The sequence below is a fragment of the Ruegeria sp. AD6 genome, assembly GCF_056542325.1.
This window is the reverse complement of record NZ_JBQFZQ010000004.1, coordinates 294,952-315,261: the sequence shown is the minus strand read 5'-3', so window position 1 is coordinate 315,261 and position 20,310 is coordinate 294,952. Positions and strand designations below refer to the sequence as shown.

At 57.4% G+C, this 20,310-nt stretch carries 15 protein-coding genes; 5 read left to right on the top strand and 10 right to left on the bottom strand.

Translation table 11 applies throughout. The features are described from left to right. On the top strand, positions 1-710 hold a 710-nt coding region (locus ACR0KJ_RS11630), incomplete at its 5' end, for a hypothetical protein (RefSeq protein ID WP_480626750.1). 147 nt (positions 711-857) lie between these two features. Here ACR0KJ_RS11630 and ACR0KJ_RS11625 read toward each other — a convergent pair. The 4 genes from ACR0KJ_RS11625 to ACR0KJ_RS11610 all read right to left on the bottom strand — a co-directional run bounded on the left by ACR0KJ_RS11625 (position 858) and on the right by ACR0KJ_RS11610 (position 9,120). Beyond that, on the bottom strand, positions 858-1,940 hold the full coding sequence (locus ACR0KJ_RS11625) for a capsular polysaccharide export protein, LipB/KpsS family (RefSeq protein ID WP_170523020.1): 1,083 nt from the start codon (positions 1,938-1,940) through the stop codon (positions 858-860). Beyond that, positions 1,940-5,749, bottom strand: a complete 3,810-nt coding sequence (locus ACR0KJ_RS11620; protein WP_480626749.1) for a capsular polysaccharide export protein, LipB/KpsS family — start codon at positions 5,747-5,749, stop codon at positions 1,940-1,942. Before ACR0KJ_RS11620 ends, ACR0KJ_RS11625 begins: the two co-directional genes overlap by 1 nt. A gap of 13 nt (positions 5,750-5,762) precedes the next feature. Next, positions 5,763-7,652 (bottom strand): glycosyltransferase, encoded by a 1,890-nt coding sequence (locus tag ACR0KJ_RS11615; RefSeq protein WP_480626748.1) that lies wholly within the window; start codon positions 7,650-7,652, stop codon positions 5,763-5,765. A gap of 523 nt (positions 7,653-8,175) precedes the next feature. Further along, entirely contained in the window at positions 8,176-9,120 is a 945-nt protein-coding gene (locus ACR0KJ_RS11610; RefSeq protein ID WP_480626747.1) for a c-type cytochrome, read from the bottom strand. A gap of 84 nt (positions 9,121-9,204) precedes the next feature. Here ACR0KJ_RS11610 and ACR0KJ_RS11605 point away from each other — a divergent pair, with 84 nt between their 5' ends. The 3 genes from ACR0KJ_RS11605 to ACR0KJ_RS11595 all read left to right on the top strand — a co-directional run bounded on the left by ACR0KJ_RS11605 (position 9,205) and on the right by ACR0KJ_RS11595 (position 11,700). Then, positions 9,205-9,741 (top strand): RNA polymerase sigma factor, encoded by a 537-nt coding sequence (locus tag ACR0KJ_RS11605; protein WP_170453711.1) that lies wholly within the window; start codon positions 9,205-9,207, stop codon positions 9,739-9,741. Continuing rightward, the gene (locus tag ACR0KJ_RS11600; RefSeq protein ID WP_480626746.1) at positions 9,738-10,475 is read left to right on the top strand and encodes an anti-sigma factor; all 738 of its coding nucleotides are present in this window, start codon (positions 9,738-9,740) and stop codon (positions 10,473-10,475) included. The genes ACR0KJ_RS11605 and ACR0KJ_RS11600 overlap by 4 nt, the downstream gene beginning before the upstream one ends. Positions 10,476-10,620: 145 nt before the next feature. After that, positions 10,621-11,700, top strand: coding sequence for a helix-turn-helix domain-containing protein (locus ACR0KJ_RS11595; RefSeq protein ID WP_480626745.1), 1,080 nt, complete (start codon positions 10,621-10,623; stop codon positions 11,698-11,700). Here the strand turns inward: ACR0KJ_RS11595 and ACR0KJ_RS11590 are convergent. Beyond that, on the bottom strand, positions 11,673-12,563 hold the full coding sequence (locus tag ACR0KJ_RS11590; RefSeq protein WP_480626744.1) for a LysR family transcriptional regulator: 891 nt from the start codon (positions 12,561-12,563) through the stop codon (positions 11,673-11,675). The two genes, ACR0KJ_RS11595 and ACR0KJ_RS11590, sit on opposite strands and share 28 nt — an antisense overlap. A 108-nt stretch (positions 12,564-12,671) precedes the next feature. Between ACR0KJ_RS11590 and ACR0KJ_RS11585 the strand changes: the two genes are divergently transcribed. Next, complete coding sequence (locus tag ACR0KJ_RS11585) at positions 12,672-13,535, top strand: phytanoyl-CoA dioxygenase family protein (RefSeq protein ID WP_170453715.1); 864 nt, start codon at positions 12,672-12,674, stop codon at positions 13,533-13,535. Between the two features lie 19 nt (positions 13,536-13,554). Here ACR0KJ_RS11585 and ACR0KJ_RS11580 read toward each other — a convergent pair whose 3' ends face one another. The 5 genes from ACR0KJ_RS11580 to ACR0KJ_RS11560 all read right to left on the bottom strand — a co-directional run bounded on the left by ACR0KJ_RS11580 (position 13,555) and on the right by ACR0KJ_RS11560 (position 20,222). Beyond that, the gene (locus ACR0KJ_RS11580) at positions 13,555-14,859 is read right to left on the bottom strand and encodes a UDP-glucose dehydrogenase family protein (RefSeq protein WP_170632235.1); all 1,305 of its coding nucleotides are present in this window, start codon (positions 14,857-14,859) and stop codon (positions 13,555-13,557) included. Between the two features lie 227 nt (positions 14,860-15,086). Continuing rightward, positions 15,087-16,157 (bottom strand): DUF2793 domain-containing protein, encoded by a 1,071-nt coding sequence (locus ACR0KJ_RS11575; RefSeq protein WP_480626743.1) that lies wholly within the window; start codon positions 16,155-16,157, stop codon positions 15,087-15,089. Between the two features lie 221 nt (positions 16,158-16,378). Then, positions 16,379-17,815, bottom strand: coding sequence for a mannose-1-phosphate guanylyltransferase/mannose-6-phosphate isomerase (locus ACR0KJ_RS11570; RefSeq protein ID WP_480626742.1), 1,437 nt, complete (start codon positions 17,813-17,815; stop codon positions 16,379-16,381). Positions 17,816-17,887: 72 nt separating this feature from the next. Then, positions 17,888-18,781 carry a UTP--glucose-1-phosphate uridylyltransferase GalU gene (galU, locus tag ACR0KJ_RS11565; RefSeq protein WP_170736212.1) on the bottom strand — a complete coding sequence of 298 codons (894 nt, stop codon included), beginning with the start codon at positions 18,779-18,781 and terminating at the stop codon, positions 17,888-17,890. 211 nt (positions 18,782-18,992) lie between these two features. Further along, positions 18,993-20,222, bottom strand: coding sequence for a lytic murein transglycosylase (locus ACR0KJ_RS11560; RefSeq protein WP_480626741.1), 1,230 nt, complete (start codon positions 20,220-20,222; stop codon positions 18,993-18,995). Positions 20,223-20,310 lie beyond the last annotated feature (88 nt).

Below are 20,310 nucleotides of genomic sequence, written 5' to 3'. Positions count from 1 at the left end.
ATGAAGATGGCCGCTATGCGGAATGGACGCTTGACGATCAAGGCGTGCGTGTGAGCGGCCAGCCGATCACCAACGTCATTGATGTCGAGGTGTTCTATGGTGCTGATCTGAACAATGATGGCACGATTGGTCATTTCACGACGACCGTTGAAAATGACGGCGCGACAACGCTGGCCTCGTCGACGCGTGGGGTTTACCTGATCGACGGCAGCACGGAAGTGACATGGAGAGGGGACCAGATCGGCCCTGACAGCCTGCCCGGCTGGAGCGCGATTCAGGTTGAAAGCAACGGTCCGGGTTACCTGCTCCTGCTGCAGCATGAAGATGGCCGCTATGCGGAATGGACGCTTGACGATCAAGGCGTGCGTGTGAGCGGCCAGCCGATCACCAACGTCATTGATGTCGAGGTTTTCTACGGCGTTGATCTGGATGGCAGCGGCTTTATTGGTCCCGCGCCAAAAGTTACCCAACAAAAGATGGCCCAACTTGCGCCGATTTCGGACAGTTTGTCAGATGAACCGGAATTCGATTTTGTTCCCTTGGATACGAACCATGCCGCTGAGGGCGAAGAATTGCTGGCAAATGACTTCGATCGCTCCGAGCGGTTGGGCTTGGACGGTACATCGGAGCCGGTGTCGATTGACATAGTTGATAGCGGTGGCGATCTGGGTATCGCGAACATTTTGGAAGATGACGTTTTCCTGCTCTGAAACGATTGGAGCGGTGCCGTCCTGTGGCGTCGCTCCACAATCTGAAGCAATTGCAGATTTCCGGGTTCAATCACGCAGTTGCCGGCGTTCCAGACCAATTTTTGTCTTTCGACTGAGCCGCGTCAGGGCCAGGTGGAAGTCTGAGCGCTAGGTTGAGTAGGGCTCAGATGACTTCAAAATCCTCTTTCGCCGCTGCATCTCGGATGACGCATATTCGTCATACAGGCTTTGCTGCTCCATATTGACCAGGTTTGCGGGGATATCCAGTTGGGCCAGCGCCTTGGCGATACGCAATCTGATTTCCGACACGTCATCGGCCAGAACACAGTATTTAGTGAGATACCAGGTCAGAAATTTTTTCTGAAAAGCCGGATCAATCGGCGACGGTTTTCCACAAGCTTTCAGCAAACTGTCAAGTTCGGTTACATGTGTCGTGGCCAACGCGAAATCCGATTTCGCGAAGGTGATCACATTGGCCCCTTGCAGCAAAGCCTCGAATAGGACACCGGAGTTTCCTCCAACCACGCAGGACGCCTTGTTTATCAGCCCATGGATCGAACCGTCCGTCAGATAAACGCTTTCGAACTTGCGCTGCAAGTCAGTCAGCATTCTTTCTACGGCACGGGATTTACATGAAGGGTGGCGTTTTATGACCAGAGTCTGGCCAACTTTCTCACAATAATCCGCCAACGCAAACGCGACCTGAGGCGGTTTGATGTGGTTGAGCTCGGCTACGGTATCTTCGACTGTTTGCAGCGGCATGAAGATGAATTGCCCCGGCGGGTGGGACTTGATCTTTGACTGCTTGTACTTTGATGCGTTCCTTTCAGCCTGCGATTTGGCCAGACCCGCTACAAAACGCTCTGCGTCCTTTGACGAAGTCCGCTCAATACGATCCAGGAAGTTTGACGGATGGGTCGCCAATTCCGAGAAGCCGGAATACCCGAGCCTGTCCAAAGTGTAATAAGGTGGAACGTAGCTTTCTTTGAAGCGCAGAACATTTCCCGCCCGGCCAATGGAATGGAAACTGATGACCAATTGACCTGGTTTGTAAAGGCGCGGGCTCTTGTCAGCGCCAAAGGGCAAACGCACGGGCCGCACACGAACAGAGAGATCGCTTAATGCCAATATGACCGAAGAATAGAACAAGCGGTGCCTGTCACCGTCAGACGGATTGGTAAGGTGGCCATCGGACAGTTCCAGAATGACTTCAGCGTCTGTCGGCGACATTATTTTTCCCTCAATTCACCCATGGGATACAACAAACGCCCAACTATCCGGTGCAGTTTATTGTCTTGATTGCGTGCAAACAGGACAGGGTCAGCGTCGAATTGTTCCAGCCGTTCAGGGTGGCGCTTCGATTTGAGTACGGGCCGGACAATCGGCCGCCAGGCACGCAAAACTCCAAATGGACCCATAACGTTCCAATCAGGAAAGATCAGGTCAACGATGAGCTTGTCACGCTTTTTCCGCGTCCACTTCTCACGCGCGAACCGTGCAGGGTTTCGCTTGTAAATTGCCTTTGTCTGGGGCGTAAGGCGGTTTTTCCAGACCCGGCGCAAGACCGGAGACAGCAACCAAAGCCGCCAGCCAAAAATACCATAGTTGACGAGGATCTTGGGTCGAACGTTAGCGTTCTGCATTGGCTCTGCTTCGAGTTCTTCGACTGGCTTGAAGCGATCATAGGCTTTAGAGACGATCGCAATTTCGTCTTGATACAAAGCGGTTTCGGCCGGTTTGGCCTTGTCGCCGCTGAACAACGTGCCTGTCGATCGTCCTAGCCACAGCTGTGCGATGTTTGCATTCGTCTCCTGACAGGCAGATCTGATCCAGTCTTCGTTGTCAGGGGTCAGCAGCCAAGGTTTTGGCATTGGCAGGTCGCGCGACTTCCTCCAGTTGCTAAGGCCTGTCGTCGCCTCTTCGATGAAGTCCAGATATGCCTCTTTTGTTCGAAATGGCCTGGAGTTGTAGCTTCGGATTAACTCAACATGCGGCCCGGACAGTTGAACGGAATTGGTCTGAGATTTCGATGGCATGGGAAGCCTGGTCAACAGTTCCAAATCTGTCGATTGGGCAAAATCCGTAACAAGATCGTTGTCTATCAACTCGGACTTCTGGAACAGACGAATGGTTATCTTCTTTCGCTCAATTGTGCTGGCCCAGGCGTTCAACACGTTTCGGTAGTCCAGGAAACGGGCAACCTCGGCGCTTTCCAACCAGTTGGAAATCGGGTCTTCAACTCTGCCGATTGCTCCGCCGGCCACAAACTCGCAATATTGCGCGTTGGCCCATTCGACCTGATCGCGCAGGTAGACGATCATCTCAACATCATAGCCAGAGAAGTACTCTGGAATTTTATGCGCGTTCTTTTGTAAGAAATACGCTTCGCTGGAAAGGACAATGGTATGAATGCGCCCTTCCATAAGTTGAAGGCCGCGTTCAATATATTGCAGGAAAAAGCGATCGTCTGACACGATATAAGGCACAACGCCCGCGTGTCCCGCCTGTTTGTGCGGTCTCGACTCCTGCCAGAACAGACCGATTTCGGGATACCACACCCCGTTACGCATCAATTCAGGTCGGTTCTGCTCTAACAGGTGTTGAATGTAGGTGCTGCCGGTTTTTGTTGAGCCGATATGAACAACAATCCGGGGCTTGTCGAAAGGTTTGCTCGCCTCTGGCTTGGCAATCGTTACGCGTTCGTTACGCGCGTAGGTATTCAAGGCGGTCTGCAGGTCCCGCTGGGGTGTGGCTGCCTGCGTTTCCTTTAATGTGACCTCGTACAACTTGTCCTGTGGTATCGGCTCTCTGTTGATCACATAGTCCAGTATGTCAGCACGTTCTGCCAAAATACTTGCGGCAATCAATGGATAAGCCGAAGCTCTCGCAAGCGATTTGTTATTATGTACAAACTCCGAGAGGACTTCGTCCGGTGAGATTTGGCAATGCTCAAGGATCTGCTTCACGCTTTTTATGAACGCGTCACGCTTACCCGGCCCTTCAGAAACGGCAAACCGATAGGCTTCACCATCGACCAATTGAGCGAGCAATTGTGACACGTTGTAGCGAAGATGTTCGCGTAGCGGGCTGCTGGCATCGCCCGCACCGGCATCGAGCAGGGTATCGAGCGTGAATTTGAAGTTCTGCAACATTAGCTCGAAGTCTCGAGCGGTACGAACGCGACGGGCCGTAGAGCCAACTCGAATTCGATACGCCGTAGAATCTATGTTGCGCAGGCTGATTTTTTCTGCGTTCACAAGGGCTTTCACAAGAAAAGCTCTCTCTTCCCACTGCGTAGTCCGGAAGTGGATATCGTTCTGCAGCAAGAATTCCCGGCGATACAGCCAGACCCAGAAATGCCTGTTATTCAGAATATTTGGCGTATCCGCGTAAGTCGTTCGATAGACGTCGTCCTCAAAGAAACGTTCGGCTCTGTCCTGCTTCTTTTCAACCAGTTCATCGCCGACAAAAATAGCCTCATAAGCCTTTCGGCCGCGCACCATGTCAAAGTCTTCGGACTTTGCGTGATCGTACAGAGCGCTCAGTGCTTTGGGGTTTGCCAGCCAGTCGTCACCATCGATGAACCAAACGTATTCACCACGCGCGGCCTTGATCGCCTTGTTGCGCGCAAAGCCCTGGCCGACGTTCTTGTCCAGAATAATCGGGCGAATCCTTGCGTCATGCATGGCAAGGCGGTCGATTATCTCCTGGCTCCCGTCGGGCGTACAATCGTTTACCGGGATGATTTCTATGTCGCGCAATGTTTGTTTTTGAACCGAAGCAATGCACTTTTCGATATAGTCTTCAACGCCGTAAACAGGGATTACGACTGAAACTTTCGGCGGTTCTTCGGTCTCGGTTTCGGCGCGCGGCAGATCAAAAGGTCTGTTTTCTTCGATGTATTGGAGAACATCTTCGATCTCGCTCGGCGCAGTGTGTCCAGGCACGTGGTAGATCGTGTACCAAACATAAAAATAGTAAAACACCTCCTCCAGCGAACGTTCCCGCTTGCGATGGGGGATTGTCTTCCGGTCATCGGTCAGACCCCAACCCGCATAAAAAGGCGCTCCGAAACAAACGACCTCCTTGCCGGCAAACAGTGCTTCCAGCCCCATTTGGCTGGTCGCGACATAGACTTTGTCCACCATGTCAAACAAAACAAACGGGTTCACCGGCTCGCGGATTAGGCGCACACGACCAGTGGACGACAAGTGCGAGTAGTAACCGCTTCGGGTCTCTTTTTCCCATGACGTATCTGGGTGTGTCTTGACCAGAATCTCAGCGTCCGGATTTTCTTTCAACGCCGCGACCAACATCTTTTGGAAGTCATTCTTGCTGGCCTTGCCGAAAATGGTTGAGGCATCCGCGAAGGCTTGGTCACACACCAATACGCGCCGCTTATATGTCTGACTCGTCGGTGGAGCCTGCATGGGCTGCGCGTTGTATTTGCTGATGCGCTGGGATGCTATTCTGTCGATCAGGCTTTTAGCACGGGCGAGTTGCTCGGCTGACAGAGATTCCTCGCTGTTCAGTTTGTGTGTCAAACGGTTTGGGAAATCCGACATATAGTAGTGCGATATGTCGTCATAGACATAACCCAAGCAGGCGTAACGCGGGTCGCCTTCCCGAAAGGAATGAGACCAACTGTGGGTGCTTGCAAGAAAACCTTGCTCAAAGAGAATAAGATCCGCGTCGATTGGTAAAACGTCGTACAGACCCAACAGCCCCTTGTGAGATTTCTGTTCATTCTGAAAAACTGCGCCGGACCCGAAATAGCCCCGTCCCCGATCCGCATTGGGTGCATTGAAAGGCTGGATATTGGCAAACAAGCTTTTAAGGTTGGCGCCGTAGCCATTGTCAAGTGTTCCGTCGGCGTAGCCGAACACGGCCGGATCGTTTCGCAATGATAACACATGCTCACGAATGTCACGCCCGGCCTCATGGCTTGATTTTCGCAGGTCCAGGAATTCCGAAAATCTAACTTTCTTTTGACCAAAGCTCTGTTTCATTTTGGCGTCGCTTTTATTCTTTTTAAACATCGAAACTTTGGCGCTACGTTGTTAGTTCTGAAACTGCCACCAGCAGTTTCGTCTCGAGATTGGCGTTAGCATTTGGCAACCCGCGCTCGCGGGCCTCACAGAACATCTCTTCCCATTCCGCGAAGATCGTCTCTTCGGAATAATAAGTGTCAAAACGCGTCAAAGAGGTGTTGCCCATTGTCTCTCTGAGATCCGGATCAGACATCAAGCTTTTGAAGGCATTGGTCAGATTCTCTGTTGGGCTGTCAGCCGCACACAAAATACCATTTTCGCCAGACGCGATTTGTTCGTTGATCCCGCTGCAGTTTTGGAACCCGATCAGCGGCAGCCCATGCGCCATCGCTTCCAGGCCACAAAGTGGAAATCCTTCAAAGAAAGATGACAGAACGAATGCGTCGGCATCTTTGTAGTACGGATAAGTGTCGTGTGTCTCACCGACAAATTCGACAGACTTGGCGATTTTCAAGGCAGTCGCCTGTTTCCTGAGATTATCACGTTCCGGCCCGTCGCCAACAATTCGAAGAACCCAGTCCTGGTGACGTGGGTAGCTTTTGGCGAAGGCTTCGATGATCAGATGAACGTTCTTCCGGGGAACGAGACGTGCGACCGTCAGCAGTACCTTCTTTTTCTTTGACCTGTCCCCAGGTCGCGCGATCTGCGTTGGCTTTTTAACGGTATTTGGGAGAACTCGGATCCGTTCCTGCATGAAGTTCGGCAGTGTCGAGCGGAAGTCTTCGGTCAGCAAGTGAACCAGAGTGGCGCCAAAGAAAGCGGTTTGCCGTTCAAAGACTGTATTGGTTCCGATCCAACGCGGATAGCGTGGGTCAATATGCTCGGACAAAACAAGAGGCACACCCGCGCGATGCGCGCATTTCACGTAGCGCTTGAACTCTCGGTTCATATGCAGCCCCACAAGAACGTCAAACGAACGACTGGCAATAGCCAGCATCATCTGGTCGTCTTCGCGCTCATTACTGTCTTCACCGAAGTAAATAAGCTCGATGGTGTCGTCCAGCGGCCATTGCGAGCGTTGTGCCTGGTCGTCAAATGTAAAGATCGTTACGTCATGACCACGTTTCGCCATGGCATTCGCCATCATCTGTCCAACGTTTTCCGTCCCGCCTTTGCCCTTGGTTATGAAGGGGACAAAAAAGCCAATGCGCATCTTCGCGATGGGCGGCGGCGATTTCAGAGTCTTCCGAGATACAGGCACCTGTTCAGGTATCGTATTCCACTTCCAATTGACTTGGGTCAGCTGCCCTTCGAATCGTTGTTTCGCATCGAAACCTTTCGGGAAACGCCCCGCATCCCGCAGCGTTTCAAGGTCTCCATTTGCCCTGTGCAATGCGCCCTTTGGTAACGGGCCGGGGCCACGCTGAGCGATTCCGAACAGGTTGTAGCCGTGGTGAATGAACCGTCCTTCGGACAGATCGAACCCGGCGTCAGCAAGGACATACATCAAGGTGCCGAGGTTCCAGCCCGAGTTGACATGGCCCCCCACGACCTGATGTTTGAATGGCGGCACGGCTATAAAGAGGTGGCCGTCAGGTTTCAGCACACGCCGGATTTCGCCTAGCGCGCGGCCGGTGTCAGAGACATGTTCCAGAACATGAGCACACCAAACGCAATCGAGACTGGACGTGGCGATCGATTGCATGTCGCAAATATCCAGATCGGGCAGCAGTTCAATGCCCTCCGGAAAGCCCCCTTGGTCTTCGTCCAAATAAGCTTCCATGTCCATGCCGGATGCCAGAACATCCCAACCTGCACTGAAAAAGCTGCGGGCTGCCAGACCAGATCCAGTACCGATGTCTAATATGCGACCTTTCTGAGGGAAGCTGGCGATCACTTCATCGACCAGGTCCTTTTGGCCTTGGATTGACTTGGTTACGCTGATGTTCATTCGGTTCACTGGCTTGAAAGTCCTTGCGGGAGTTCGTTCGGCGTTTGCCCTAAGCCTAAGGCTCGCCGCTCTAACGATTAAAATTGTCTAACATTTTTGAAAGTGGGTGCAACATCGTATCAACCGAGCTGCTTTGGCGAAAGAGTCAGTTTCGCGAACCAAGTGGGCATCCGCGACTGAATTCAATGCGCGCGACGTTGCTGTGTCGTTCCAAGAAGCTTACTGCTGCAGGGCACTATCCTGCGCGATCGTGGGTTATTTGCGTGTTTTGGGTTGCGTCAAGGTGCTAATAACTAAGAATAAAATTCTAGCTTCTTCGCGGGGCCTCAAAACAGAGGCCTGTTCGAAAAAGTTTAGAGAACGCTGGAGGCAAATATTCCGATGAATGCCGACGGCGGCAAAGGCTATGTGGCCAAGCGTTGGTAAGTATAAGCGGGCTGTCGCCTGACCCTGAGCCTCAGGCGACTATCCGTCAGCTAAGCTAATGTAGAAGCGTTTTCCCTGCAGGTATGCGCCTCCGGCGTCATCCTGTCGCCTGATCCCTCAAATACGCCAGAAGATTCACGATATCTTCGTCCTTTCTGAGGCCCGGAAACTGCATTTTGTTACCCGGAACCACGCCCCTTGGGTCGTGCAGAAAGGCGGATAGGGTCTCGGGTGTCCAGGTTATGCCGGACTCCTGCAAGGCCTCTGAGTATCGGAATCCGTCGACCTGTGCGGCCTGGGCACCGATGATTCCGAACAGCGATGGGCCAACGCCGTTGCGCCCTTCTTTCACCTGATGGCAGGCGCTGCATTTGCGAAATATCTTTTTGCCGGCTTTGACGTCGCCGTCCAGCGCGACGGCAACGACCTGAGGCGAGGATACGGGCGCAATGCTGGCCTGTTCGTCATCCAAATGAAAGACAAACCGCGCGGTGACGGGAACGGTGCGGGTGATGCCCGGCAGATCGGCCAGTTCCATCAGCTTGTCGATGCCCGCATTCACGCCCGCATCTTCGGTGCTGACGAACACCATGTCGCTTGTTGTCACCAGTACGGAGTTCTCCGTTAGGCGCGCGACAAACAGCTCTGCGTCAAATTCGACATCTGTTCCGACCAGCGACAGGGCGGCTTCGCTGTCCAGCGTGGTGGTTTGGCCGACTTCCAATGCGGTCAGGTTCTCCATATCGATCTTGGCGGTCAGGGTTGCGGTGCCCGCTTTGCGAAAGACGTATTCGATCATCCGTTCGTTGCGGATATCGATGTTTGTCTCGACCGAGGACAGGTCGATCTCGACCTCGACCTGCCCATCCGGGCTGACCTGACCGCTAAGCGAGGTGAAGCTGTTGACCTCGCCCACCGTGTCTTTCTTGATGCTTCCATATGCAAGATGAGAGCTTTCGGGCACCAATGTCCAACTTGCCGCAAAGGCCGGGCCTGCAACAATTGCCGACGCAAACGTGACTGCCTGTATGAGATGTTTCATTTCATTCCTCCTCGGGTTATGCCAGTCCTGAGCACGCGGGCCCGGTCCGTGGAGGAGAAACACACACAGGTCGCATTTTATTCGATGGCTGGTGAAATGAGCTCGGAACAGGCGGTGCGGACCGCCGTGCAGACGCATTCCAAACGTGTCTGGCGCTTTGCGCTGGCGTTGTCGGGCGCGTCGGATGTGGCGGATGATCTGGTGCAGGCCACATGTCTGCGCGCGCTGGAACGCCACCATCAGGTGACATCGCAGGATCGGCTGGATTCCTGGCTGATGACAATCTGCCGCTCGATCTGGTTGAATGAGGTGCGCTCGCGCGCGGTGCGACGGGCGCAGGCGTTGTCGGTGACGCCCGAGGCGGAGCTTGTTGCGACCGGCCCCGATTCAGAAACGAATATTTTCGCCGCTGAAGTGTTTACACAAGTGATGCAGCTGCCAGAGGCGCAGCGCGAGACGGTGATGCTTGTGTTCGTCGAAGGATACAGCTACCGCGAAGCCGCCGCGTTGCTGGACGTTCCCATCGGCACGATCATGAGCCGGTTGTCCAGCGCCCGGCAGAAATTGAAGACCGTAATGCAACATGATGCGGCAGGCACCGCGCAACGGAGTGGCAAATGACGTTTTCCGACGAGACGCTGCAGGCGTATCTGGAAGGCACACTGGACGAGGCGCAGTCTCGGGCCATCGAAGCCGCGGTTGAGCAGGACGCCGCGCTGGAAGGCCGCCTGATGGCGCTTGATCCGTTTGCGCCCGTCGTGCAGCAGGTGTTCGAGGGCCTGCCCGCCGTTGCCCCGGAGATTGACCTGCCTGCGCCCTCTGCCCCTGAACGGTCGGGCGGTGTGGTGCGGTTGTGTGCCGTGGCCGCATCCGCCGCAATTGCTGCCTTTGCAGTAACCTTCTGGGCCACGCGCCCGGCCGAGTTGGGTTGGGCGCAGCAGGCGGCGATCTACCAGTCGTTATATGTGCCGGAAACCATCGCCGGGCTGGATGTCTCGCCTGCCACGCTGGATGCGCAGATCGCTGAGGCCGAAGAGACGTTGGGCCGGTCTTTGAACCGAGAAACGCTGGAGTCCCTGCCGGGGCTCGAGTTGAGGCGGGCACAGATCCTCTCGTTCAAGGGCAAGCCGCTGGTTCAGATCGTGTTCGCGGATGAGCAGGGCCAGCCGCTGGCCTTCTGCGTGATCCGGCAGGGTCCGGCTGCCCCCGCCAAGGACGTCAAGCAGGCGGTGCTAAGCGGTCTGGCCACCGCGACATGGGCGCAGGGCGGGTATGGCTATATGCTGCTGGGCAGCGATCCCCAGACGGACCTGAGCGGTGAGTTGGGCGTGCTGACCCAGACATTTGCGGGTTAATGCGCTTTGCGTTTAACTTGAATCGGAATGCGCTGCCTCTCCCTTTGGTCGAACGCGCATTCCGATGAATGTACCTCAGACAAAACGCAAAACGCTGTAGAAGAAACCCCTTGTGAACCGTCCAAAATGCCCAAAGAATGCGGGCATGAAGTCGAAACATGTCATACCTGCGCCTGAGGATGAGGCCGAAGACGCCACACCGCGCAGCATCTATGACACCGACCCCCCGGATGACGATGATCTGTGGTTCCTGCCGCCCGAAGAGGATGAACCACGCGACGATTTCCTGCCCCCCGGTCCTCGCGCAGATACGCGGGTTTTGTTTGATCCGCGCGATTGGCGCAGAGCGCAATCAGAACTGTCCGCCGAACTGGCAGATCTGGCTGTCACCTTTGGGGCCTTGGACGAGCGCTTGCGGGCCGGACCCGAGGGGTGGACCCATCGTCTTGCGCTGATGGATGTATCCGATCTTGGCTGGTGGACCGGGGATCGCATCAGCGTCGACCGGCTGGCCCTGTGGACGGGTCTGCGGATCGGCGCGACCAGTGATGATGTACAGGCGCTGTTCCGGGCAGGTTGGGCCGTGCGGCGTCTTACATCTGGCGCGGCGCCCTCGGCGCACGGCTGGGAGACCGGACTGGCCGCATTTCTCGACCGGATGGCGCAGGGGATCGAAGAGGTGCCCGAAGCCGTTGCCGATCTGGCCGAGGTCATGCGCAATGCCGAAGGGTTGCACCCGGTCACGCAGGCGGCCATCGCGTTTCACGCCTGGCGCGCGCTATCCGAAGGAATTGGTCAGGATACAGAGGCCGCGATCATTGCTGCGCGTCACGCCGCCTCGATGGGGCGGGGCGGGGCGCTGTTCATGCCGCTGGCGCTGTCCGGTCCCGGCGCCTTGCGCGGGGTTGGCGAGCCGGAAGAAAAACTTTCAGCGTGGATCACCGGGGCAGGGCAGGCGGCGCTGGCGGCCCTGTTGCATCTGGATCGCGTCAGCGCGTGGGAGGTGCGTGCCCGTGAAGCCACGCAGGACCTGTCCGGGCGCACGCCGCCGGTGCTGATCGACGTTCTGACCGCCTGGCCGATGGTGTCGGCCCCGCTGGCCGAGGAGCTCACCAAAGCCTCGCGCGCGGCGGTTCAGCGCAATATCGACCGCTTCATGCGGCGCGGCCTGATCCGCGAGGTCACAGGGCAGGGACGTTACCGCGTCTGGACGGCGGCGCTGTAGTCCAGCAGCCATTCGCGAAAAATGCGCGCCGGAGGTCGCAGGTCGGTGCGGGACGGGTAGATCAGGTGATAGGCCTCTTGCCCGGCGACCTGAGCGTCGGGAAGGCAGGGCACCAGCCCCGAAACCTGCATGATCCGATCCGACGCGGGCGCGCGGGCCAGCGCGATCCCGGTACCGCTGGCCGACAGCTCGGCAGCCATGATCGAATTGTCAGCAAAAAAGAACCGGGCCTGCCCGGCGGGTAAACGCATGGTTTCGAACCAATGCGGCCAGCTTACGCGATGGGTCGAAACCTCGATCAAAGTGAACTGAAACAGATCCTGGGGGGTTTGAATCCGGGCGGCAATCTCTGGCGGCGCGACGGGGTACAAAACCTCGCGCAGCAGTTCATCGCCTTCATTGCCGAACAGGGCGGGGTTGCCGAAGACGATTTGCAGATCCGTGAATCGGTTGGCGAAGTCCGACGCAATGTTCCCGGTGGCCAGCGAAAGGTTGATCTGTGGTTGCGCGGCCTGAAACGCAGGCACGCCTTTGGCCAGAATCCCATGGGCGAACAGCAAAATGGATTGCACATAAAGCCGCTGCTCGCGGGTTTCTCCGAACAGGCCCGAGGTCGCGGTTTCCAGCATCAGAAGGGATTGCTGAACCGTTGGCAGATAAGCCCGACCTGCTTCGGTCAGCGTAACCGCATGGGCGTGACGGTGGAACAAAGGAGTGCCCAGCCGGGTTTCCAGCGCTTTGACCTGCTGGCTGACGGCAGCGGCGGACATGTTCAACTGCGCGGCGGCCCGCGCAAAGCTTTCGGTTCGCGCCGCAGCTTCGAACACGCGCAACCAGTTGAGAGAGGGAATGCGCCGAGACATGGGAGCAGGCTAAGTCAAGCTTAGCCTGACAGGCAAGAGGTTCAGTTATGGAATACTGAAAAGCCGGGATAGGCTGAAAGCGCAAAGCGAACAGGTGACCGGATGTCTATGAATACCACTTTGACCCAAGAACAGGCCGACCAGTATTGGCAGGACGGCTTTCTGTTTCCTCTTTCCGTCTTTTCCAAAGACGAAGCCGCCGGGTATCGGGCGGAATTGGAACAGATCGAGCGCGACTGGCTGGCCGCAGATCTGCCCTTGCCGCTGAACACCTATAAGCGGATCAACGCACATCTGGTCGTTCCGCTTGCCGCGCAGATTGCGCAGGACCCGCGCGTTCTGGATGTGGTCGAAGGCGTTCTTGGCCCCGATATTCTGATATGGTCGGCTGAGTTCTTCATCAAAGAGCCGAATACCAAACACACGGTTGGTATGCATCAGGACCTGACCTATTGGGGCATGGGTGAGACGCCCGATCAGGTCACGGCCTGGATTGCGCTGTCACCGGCAACGGTTCAAAGCGGGTGCATGGATTTCGTGCGCGCCAGCCACAAGAATCCGATCCTGCCGCATACGGATACCTATTCGGACACCAACCTTTTGTCCCGTGGTCAGGAGGTAGCCGTAGACGTTGCGGACAGTGACAAAACCCATGTCGAGCTTGCACCCGGCCAGATGTCGCTTCATCACGGGTTGACGATCCATGGGTCTGGGCCGAACCAGTCCGAAGATCGGCGGATCGGCCTGGCGATCCGTTATCTCAGCCCCGGCGCCCGGCAATTGGTGGCCGACAAAGACTATGCGCTGCTGGCACGAGGGTCTGATGCCCACAGCAATTTCATCCCGGTTCAGCCGCCGACCGAATTGTTCTCATCCGAGTCTCTGGCGATCTATGAACAAGTGCGCCGCGATCAGAGCAAGGCATTGACCGACGGGGCCAGCAACTCGGTTCCGCTATACGCTGCGAAGTGAGGGCGAGTTCATCGGGCGCTCAGCGCCCGACCCCCACATAAGTTTCAAAGCCGGATTTCAGCACTTTGCTTTCAGAATAGATGTTGCGCAGATCGACCATCCGGGGCGTGTTCATCGCCTCGGCCAGATCGTTCAGGTTCAGCGCGCGGAACTCGTTCCATTCGGTCAGCAGAACCACGACGTCGGCCCCTTTTGCGGCGGCATAGGGATCCTCGCACCAGTCAACACCGGGCAACAGGGCCTCACCTTCGGATTTGCCTTGCGGGTCGACCACGCGCACCTTGGCCCCGCCGCCGATCAGGGCCGGGACGATGGTCAGCGATGGTGCATCGCGCATGTCATCGGTGTTGGGCTTGAAGGTGACGCCCAGCATCGCAACGGTTTTGCCGTTGAAACTGTCATTGCAGGCCTCGCGGATTTTCTCGATCATCCGCTTCTTCACCTCATCATTCACGCGTATGACGGTTTCGGTGATCTGCATGGGATGAGCATGCTCCTGACCGATCCGCGCCAGTGCGGCGGTGTCTTTCGGGAAACACGAGCCGCCATAGCCCGGCCCTGCATGCAGGAACTTGTTGCCGATACGCCCGTCCAGGCCAATGCCGCGCGCGACCTCTTTCACATCGCCGCCCACCCGTTCGCACAGGCCCGCGATTTCGTTGATGAAGGTGATCTTGGTCGCCAGAAATGCGTTGGCGGCATATTTGATCATCTCGGCGCTTTCCAGATCGGTGGTCAGGATCGGAAAATCGCGCAGATAGAGCGGGCGGTAGATCTCGGCCATCACTTCGGCGGCGCGGTCGTTTTCAACACCAACCACCACTCGGTCGGGGCGCATAAAATCGTCAATCGCCGCACCTTCGCGCAGGAATTCCGGGTTCGAGGCGACATCGAAATCCGCATCCGGATTGGCGGCAGAGACAACCGAATGCACCTTGCGGTTGGTCCCCACGGGCACCGTCGATTTGGTGACGATGACGGTGTAGCCGGTGACGGCCTGAGCAATCTCTTCCGCGGCGGCCATCACATAGGTCAGGTCTGCGTGGCCATCGCCGCGACGCGTCGGCGTGCCCACGGCGATGAAAACTGCATCCGCGCCGTCCACGGCTGCGGCCAGATCGGTGGTGAAACTCAGCCGTCCTGCGGCTACGTTTTTGGCCATCAGCACATCAAGGCCGGGCTCGTAAATCGGAACGTCTCCGGCCCGCAGCATCTCAATCTTTGCTTCGGCCTTGTCGACACAAATCACGTCATGGCCAAAATCCGAGAAACACACCCCCGACACCAGACCCACATATCCGGTGCCGATCATCGCAATACGCATTCTAAAAAATCCTTCTCACCAATTACCGCCTGCGGCGCGGATACCATCAAAGAAACTGCGCCCAGTTTCAATGCCTGACAGGGGCTTTGACCGGCATTCGACAGTTTCTTGCTGTTCTGACGGTGTGATTTGGTGCAGAGGATTCAATCTCTGGGCGCGCAGAGAACGGGTTGAGGCAAATCCACTCAACCCGTTCAGTCTGCGCCGGGTAACGAAAGGGCGTTACGTCAGAACCAGCGCCCGACAGCGATGGCCGTTGGTGACACGGTTGCGCTGTCCGAGGTTGCGGACAGCACCTTGTAGGCTGCTTGTGAACCGGATGGGGTGTCGAAGCCCACAAACCGCGCCAAAGCGCCGCCGCCGCCGCTGATCGCGGGTGTGTTCGCGAAGGTTGCAGGGAAGGCCCATGTCGCGGTGGCGCTGGCAAACAGCGCACCCTCGACATTTGTGCAATCGGTCGCGGGCAATGTGGCGGTGCAGATTTGGGTCCCGTCGGCAAAGCGCACATAGTCCCCGGTTGCGCTGCTGCCGCGTTCGATCACTGCGCCGGTCGGGGTGCCTGCCGCTTCTGACACTGTGCCCAGCAGGTTGCCCGGCCCATAGCCGTAATCCGCGCGCATCAGGCGACCCGAGGTTGTGTCATCGGGGCTGCTCTGGACCGCCGACCCAGCTGCGTGGCCGGTGGCGGGATCAAAGCTCAGCGCTTCGGTCCATGTCCCGCCATCCGGGGACACTTTGATCGAAAAGCCAGTGCTGCCGGAAAGCCCCATCTCTGCATGGCCCGTCCAATTGGACTGGAACAGCAGGGATGCGGTCTCGGACGCGCCGGATTTGTTGATCTTTAGCTGGTGACCGCCGCCATCATGGCTCAGCAACGTGGCCGGGCTGCGAACAGACAATCGGTTGGTGCTGTCATAACTGGTGGCGACACCCACGCCATCCAGATTTTGCGTCGCAATCGGAGGAGTAACCCACGCGCTGCCATCCCAGACCTTGACTTGAGCGCTGGCCAGATCCCAGGCGCGCCACCCCGGTCGAGGGGTGACAAAACGCCAGGCGTTGTCCAGCCATGCGGCCAGCTCACCGCCATGCCCCGACCAATCCCCGCCGGGTGTCGCACCCAAAGCGTGGATTTCCCCTTGCTCGGGCGCGGGTGGTGGCGTGGGTGCGTCGACAGATGCGACGGTCAACTGAACGATCAAATCCAGCTCGCGCAGCGCCTCGTTATGGGTGACATGTTTCTGCGCCTGAGACGGTTGCAGGAAAGGCAGGTTCAATCGGGGTGAGTTCTGAGACACGGGGCGCGTCCTCCTGTAGCTGTCGGTCCGACGTTTCTGTTGCGCGCCACCCTGCCGCGAGGCGCGTGAATCCCGTCTGACCGGGCCGAACGCCCGATTTACCTGCCGCTAACAGGTGGTTTCCAATTCGGGAACAAACCCTGACCGAGCGCTGATCTGTTCAGGCATTCGCCAAGGGTGTTCTGGGTGGGTGATTCTGTGACCCCACCTTTCACACGCAGTTAGCTGCGCGCGTAGATATCTTCGTACCGGATGATGTCATCCTCACCCAGATAGCTGCCGGTCTGAACCTCAATCAAAACCATCGGAACCTTGCCGGGGTTTTCCATCCTGTGAACCGCGCCCAACGGGATGTAGACCGACTGGTTTTCCGACACCAGGCGGACCTCATTGTCGATGGTGACCTTGGCTGTGCCCTTGACGACGATCCAGTGTTCGGACCGGTGGTGATGGGATTGCAGGCTCAGCGCTGCGCCGGGATTGACGTGGATGCGTTTGACCTGAAACCGGTCATCGACCACCAGACTTTCAAACCACCCCCACGGGCGGTGATCGACGGGCAGAGATTCCGCCTGACTGGCGCCCTTGGCCTTCAAAGCGGTGACCGCCTGTTTGACGTCCTGAGCCCGGTCCATGCTGGCGACCAGAACCGCATCGGGCATTGCGACGGTGATAATGTTTTCAAGACCCATGGCCACCACCTCTTGCGCCGGGGATTCCGAGCGGATCAGGACGTTGTGGCAGTCGATGGTCGTGGCCTCTCCGGTCGTGGAAACGCCGTCTGCGTCGGGGTGGCTTAGTTCGTGCACGGCGGTCCAGCTTCCCACATCGGACCAGCCGGCGGCATAGGGAACAACGCTGAGGTTTTGGGCCTTTTCCATCACCGCATAGTCGATCGAAATGTCGTCAGCCTGCGCCCATTCCCCGGCATCCAGCCGCAGAAAGCCCAGATCGGTTTTTGCCTGATCGACAGCTTGTTTGACGGGGGCGATCAATCCCGGTGCGTGTTCTTCGAACGCAGCAACGATGTCGCGCACGGCGAACAGGAAAATCCCTGAATTCCACAGATAGCTGCCATCGGCCAGCATGGCCTTGGCATTGTCCAAATCCGGCTTTTCTACAAACCGATCCAGCGGCACGGCCGCGCCGGATGTGTCAGGCGTCTGGCTCAGCTTCAAATAGCCATAACCGGTTTCAGGCCGGTCCGGAGTAATACCGAATGTCACCAGATCCCCGCGGTCAGAAATCGCGTTCACGCCTTGCGCCACGGCGGCATGAAAGGCGGATTTGTTTGGGACCACGTGATCAGACGGAGCGACAAGCATGATCGCCTCTGGATCGCTGTCGGCCAGATACAACGCAGCCGCCAGAACCGCAGGCGCAGTGTTGCGCCCCTCGGGTTCGATCAGGATCGGGCCGGGGTCGATGCCAACGGCCCCCAACTGCTCGGGCACTACAAAGCGGAAGGCTTCGTTGGTCAGAATCAAGGGCTGGGCATACGGCGCGCCGTCCGGCCCGCGCATCCGCTGCGCGCAATCCTGCAGCAGGCTCGTCTCACCCACCAGCGGCACGAACTGCTTGGGGTAGCTTTTGCGTGACAGGGGCCACAGTCGGGTGCCTGACCCACCGCACAGAATGACGGGATAGACGGTATTCATGATGCGCACGCCTTTGAACTGCAAGTACCCGACGGTATCGCCTTAATTGCAGTCAAGGGAAAGGGCCTGTGATTATTGGGCCGCTTTCCCCGTGGCAACGATGTCATTCAGATATTGGCTCAGATCGCCGCGCAGATCGTCGCGGGCCAGCGCAAACGCCACTGTGGCCTGCAAAAACCCGGCTTTCGAGCCGCAATCGAAACGCTGCCCGTCGAACTTGTAGCCAAAGACCGGAACGCCGTTGCGGATGTCTTCCGCGATCGCATCGGTCAGTTGAATCTCGCCACCGCTGCCGGATTTCATCGAATTCAGGTTATAGAGGACCGACGGGCCAAGCACATAGCGCCCGATCACGGCAAGGTTCGAAGGTGCCTCATCCGGTTTGGGTTTCTCAACCATACCCCGCGTGCGCACCACGGTGCCCACATTGTCGCCCACATCCAGAACCCCGTACGAGCTTGTTTGTTCATGCGGAACTTCCATCGCGGCGACCATGTTGCCGCCTGTTTCCTCATAGGCTTCGATCATCTGCTGCAAACACGGTTTGTCGGCGGCGATGACGTCGTCGGGCAGCATCACGGCAAAGGGCTCATCCCCGATCAGACGCCGCGCGCACCAGACCGCGTGGCCAAGCCCCAACGCCTTGTGCTGACGGATATAGGCAATCGCGCCGCTTTCCATGTTGGTGGCGTTCAGCGTTTCCAACAGATCGTGTTTGCCTTTGGCCTCTAACGTCTGTTCCAGCACCAGATTGTGGTCAAAATAATCCTCAAGCGCCGACTTCCCGCGCGAGGTTACAAAGATGAATTCCTTAATCCCGGCAGCGCGTGCTTCGTCGATGGCATATTGCACCAGCGGACGGTCAACGAGGGTCATGATTTCCTTTGGAACCGATTTCGTTGCCGGCAGAAATCGGGTGCCCAGCCCGGCTACGGGAAAAATCGCTTTGGTGACCTTACGTGTCATAGTGCCTCTCAATTCGTAATTCGACCGGAAGGTCGCAGCGCGTCCGGCATTTCCTCATAGGCTGCGAAACCAGATCAATCAATGATGCCCGTCCTTGAGGGCGTGAATAGGATAAATCGTGCCATTTGGAAGGGTCAGAGTCAAAATCCAATCGTTAACGTGAAGGATTTGTCATCCGGAGTTTACCCATTATGCGTTGCATATGCCCCGATCAGTTTTTCAGGCTGGCCTTCATGCGCTGTTCCGGAAAACAAGTCGCGCTTTGGCCTGTCGCCTCTTGCCAGCGTCCGATTGATCGGCGGGTTTTGAACCCCGGCAGCCCATCCGCCCCGCCGACGTCATGGCCTTGCGCTTCGAGCGCGCGTTGCATCGCCGCAATGTCCGAGCGGTATAGGCCGCCAACCTTCCCCCAGCGGCCAGAGAAATCGCCGACGCCAAACTGGATCCGGTCCCCGATATGGCCGACAAACAGGGCATAGAGGTCGCTTTTGTTGTACTCTTTCAGCACGTAGAAATTTGGCGTTACCACAAAGGCAGGTCCGTTGCGCCCGGCGGGCATCATCAGATAGCCCTCACCCGCCAGTTCATGGGCCGGGAAGGGCTTGCCCGAGACGCGCGTGATGCCCATTGCCGCCCAATCGCGAATGGCCCGCCCCTGATCCGGCCCTTCCAGCGCGCAGGACACTGCGTTGGGCACCGTCACCTCGAACCCCCAGTCTCGGCCAGTGACCCAGCCATGCCGGGCCAGATAATTCGCAATCGAGGCCAGCGTGTCATCGGCAGAACCCCAGATATCCGCCCGCCCGTCGCCATTTCCGTCGGCGGCATAGGTCAGAAAGCTGGATGGCATGAATTGCGGCTGCCCCAACGCCCCGGCCCACGAGCTTTTCATGTCCCGGACATGCCCGGCCTCGGCAATCTGCAATGCGGCGATCAATTCGCCGGTGAAATAGTCCGCCCGTGTGCTCATGAACCCTTTGGTGGCCAGCACCTGAAAGGCGTCATGTCGGATCGGGACCTGTCCATATCCGCTTTCCCGGCCCCAGATGGCCAGAAGGATGCGCGCGGGCACACCGGTCTGCGCCTCAACCCGCGCAAGGGTTGCGGCATGACGTTTTGCCATTTGCCGCCCGACGGACGTTGCCCCCAGAACCGAGCCCGCGTTGAAATACCGCCCGGGCGAGCCGAACTCGGCCTGCTTCTGCTTCTTTGGCGTCTTCGCCTTACTTCCGGGCGGGACAAGATCGGGCAAGTCCCAGTTCAAAGTGACACCCGAAAAGGCGCGGTTCATGGTGTCACGAGAGACACCCTTGGCACGGGCCTGCGGCCAGATCGTTTGGTTCAGCCAGGACTGAAATTGCCGCTCAACCGCTGCGCGATCCTGCGCATTGGCGCTGCTGGCCGCAAAGACCAACAGAAGGATGGAAAGAAATGCACGCATCGGATGTTTGCTGCCCTGTGCCTGTCTGGTTAAACCCAAAGTTCTTGCCGTCAAGGATGCAGGAAGTGGGCAAATAAATCCATTCCTG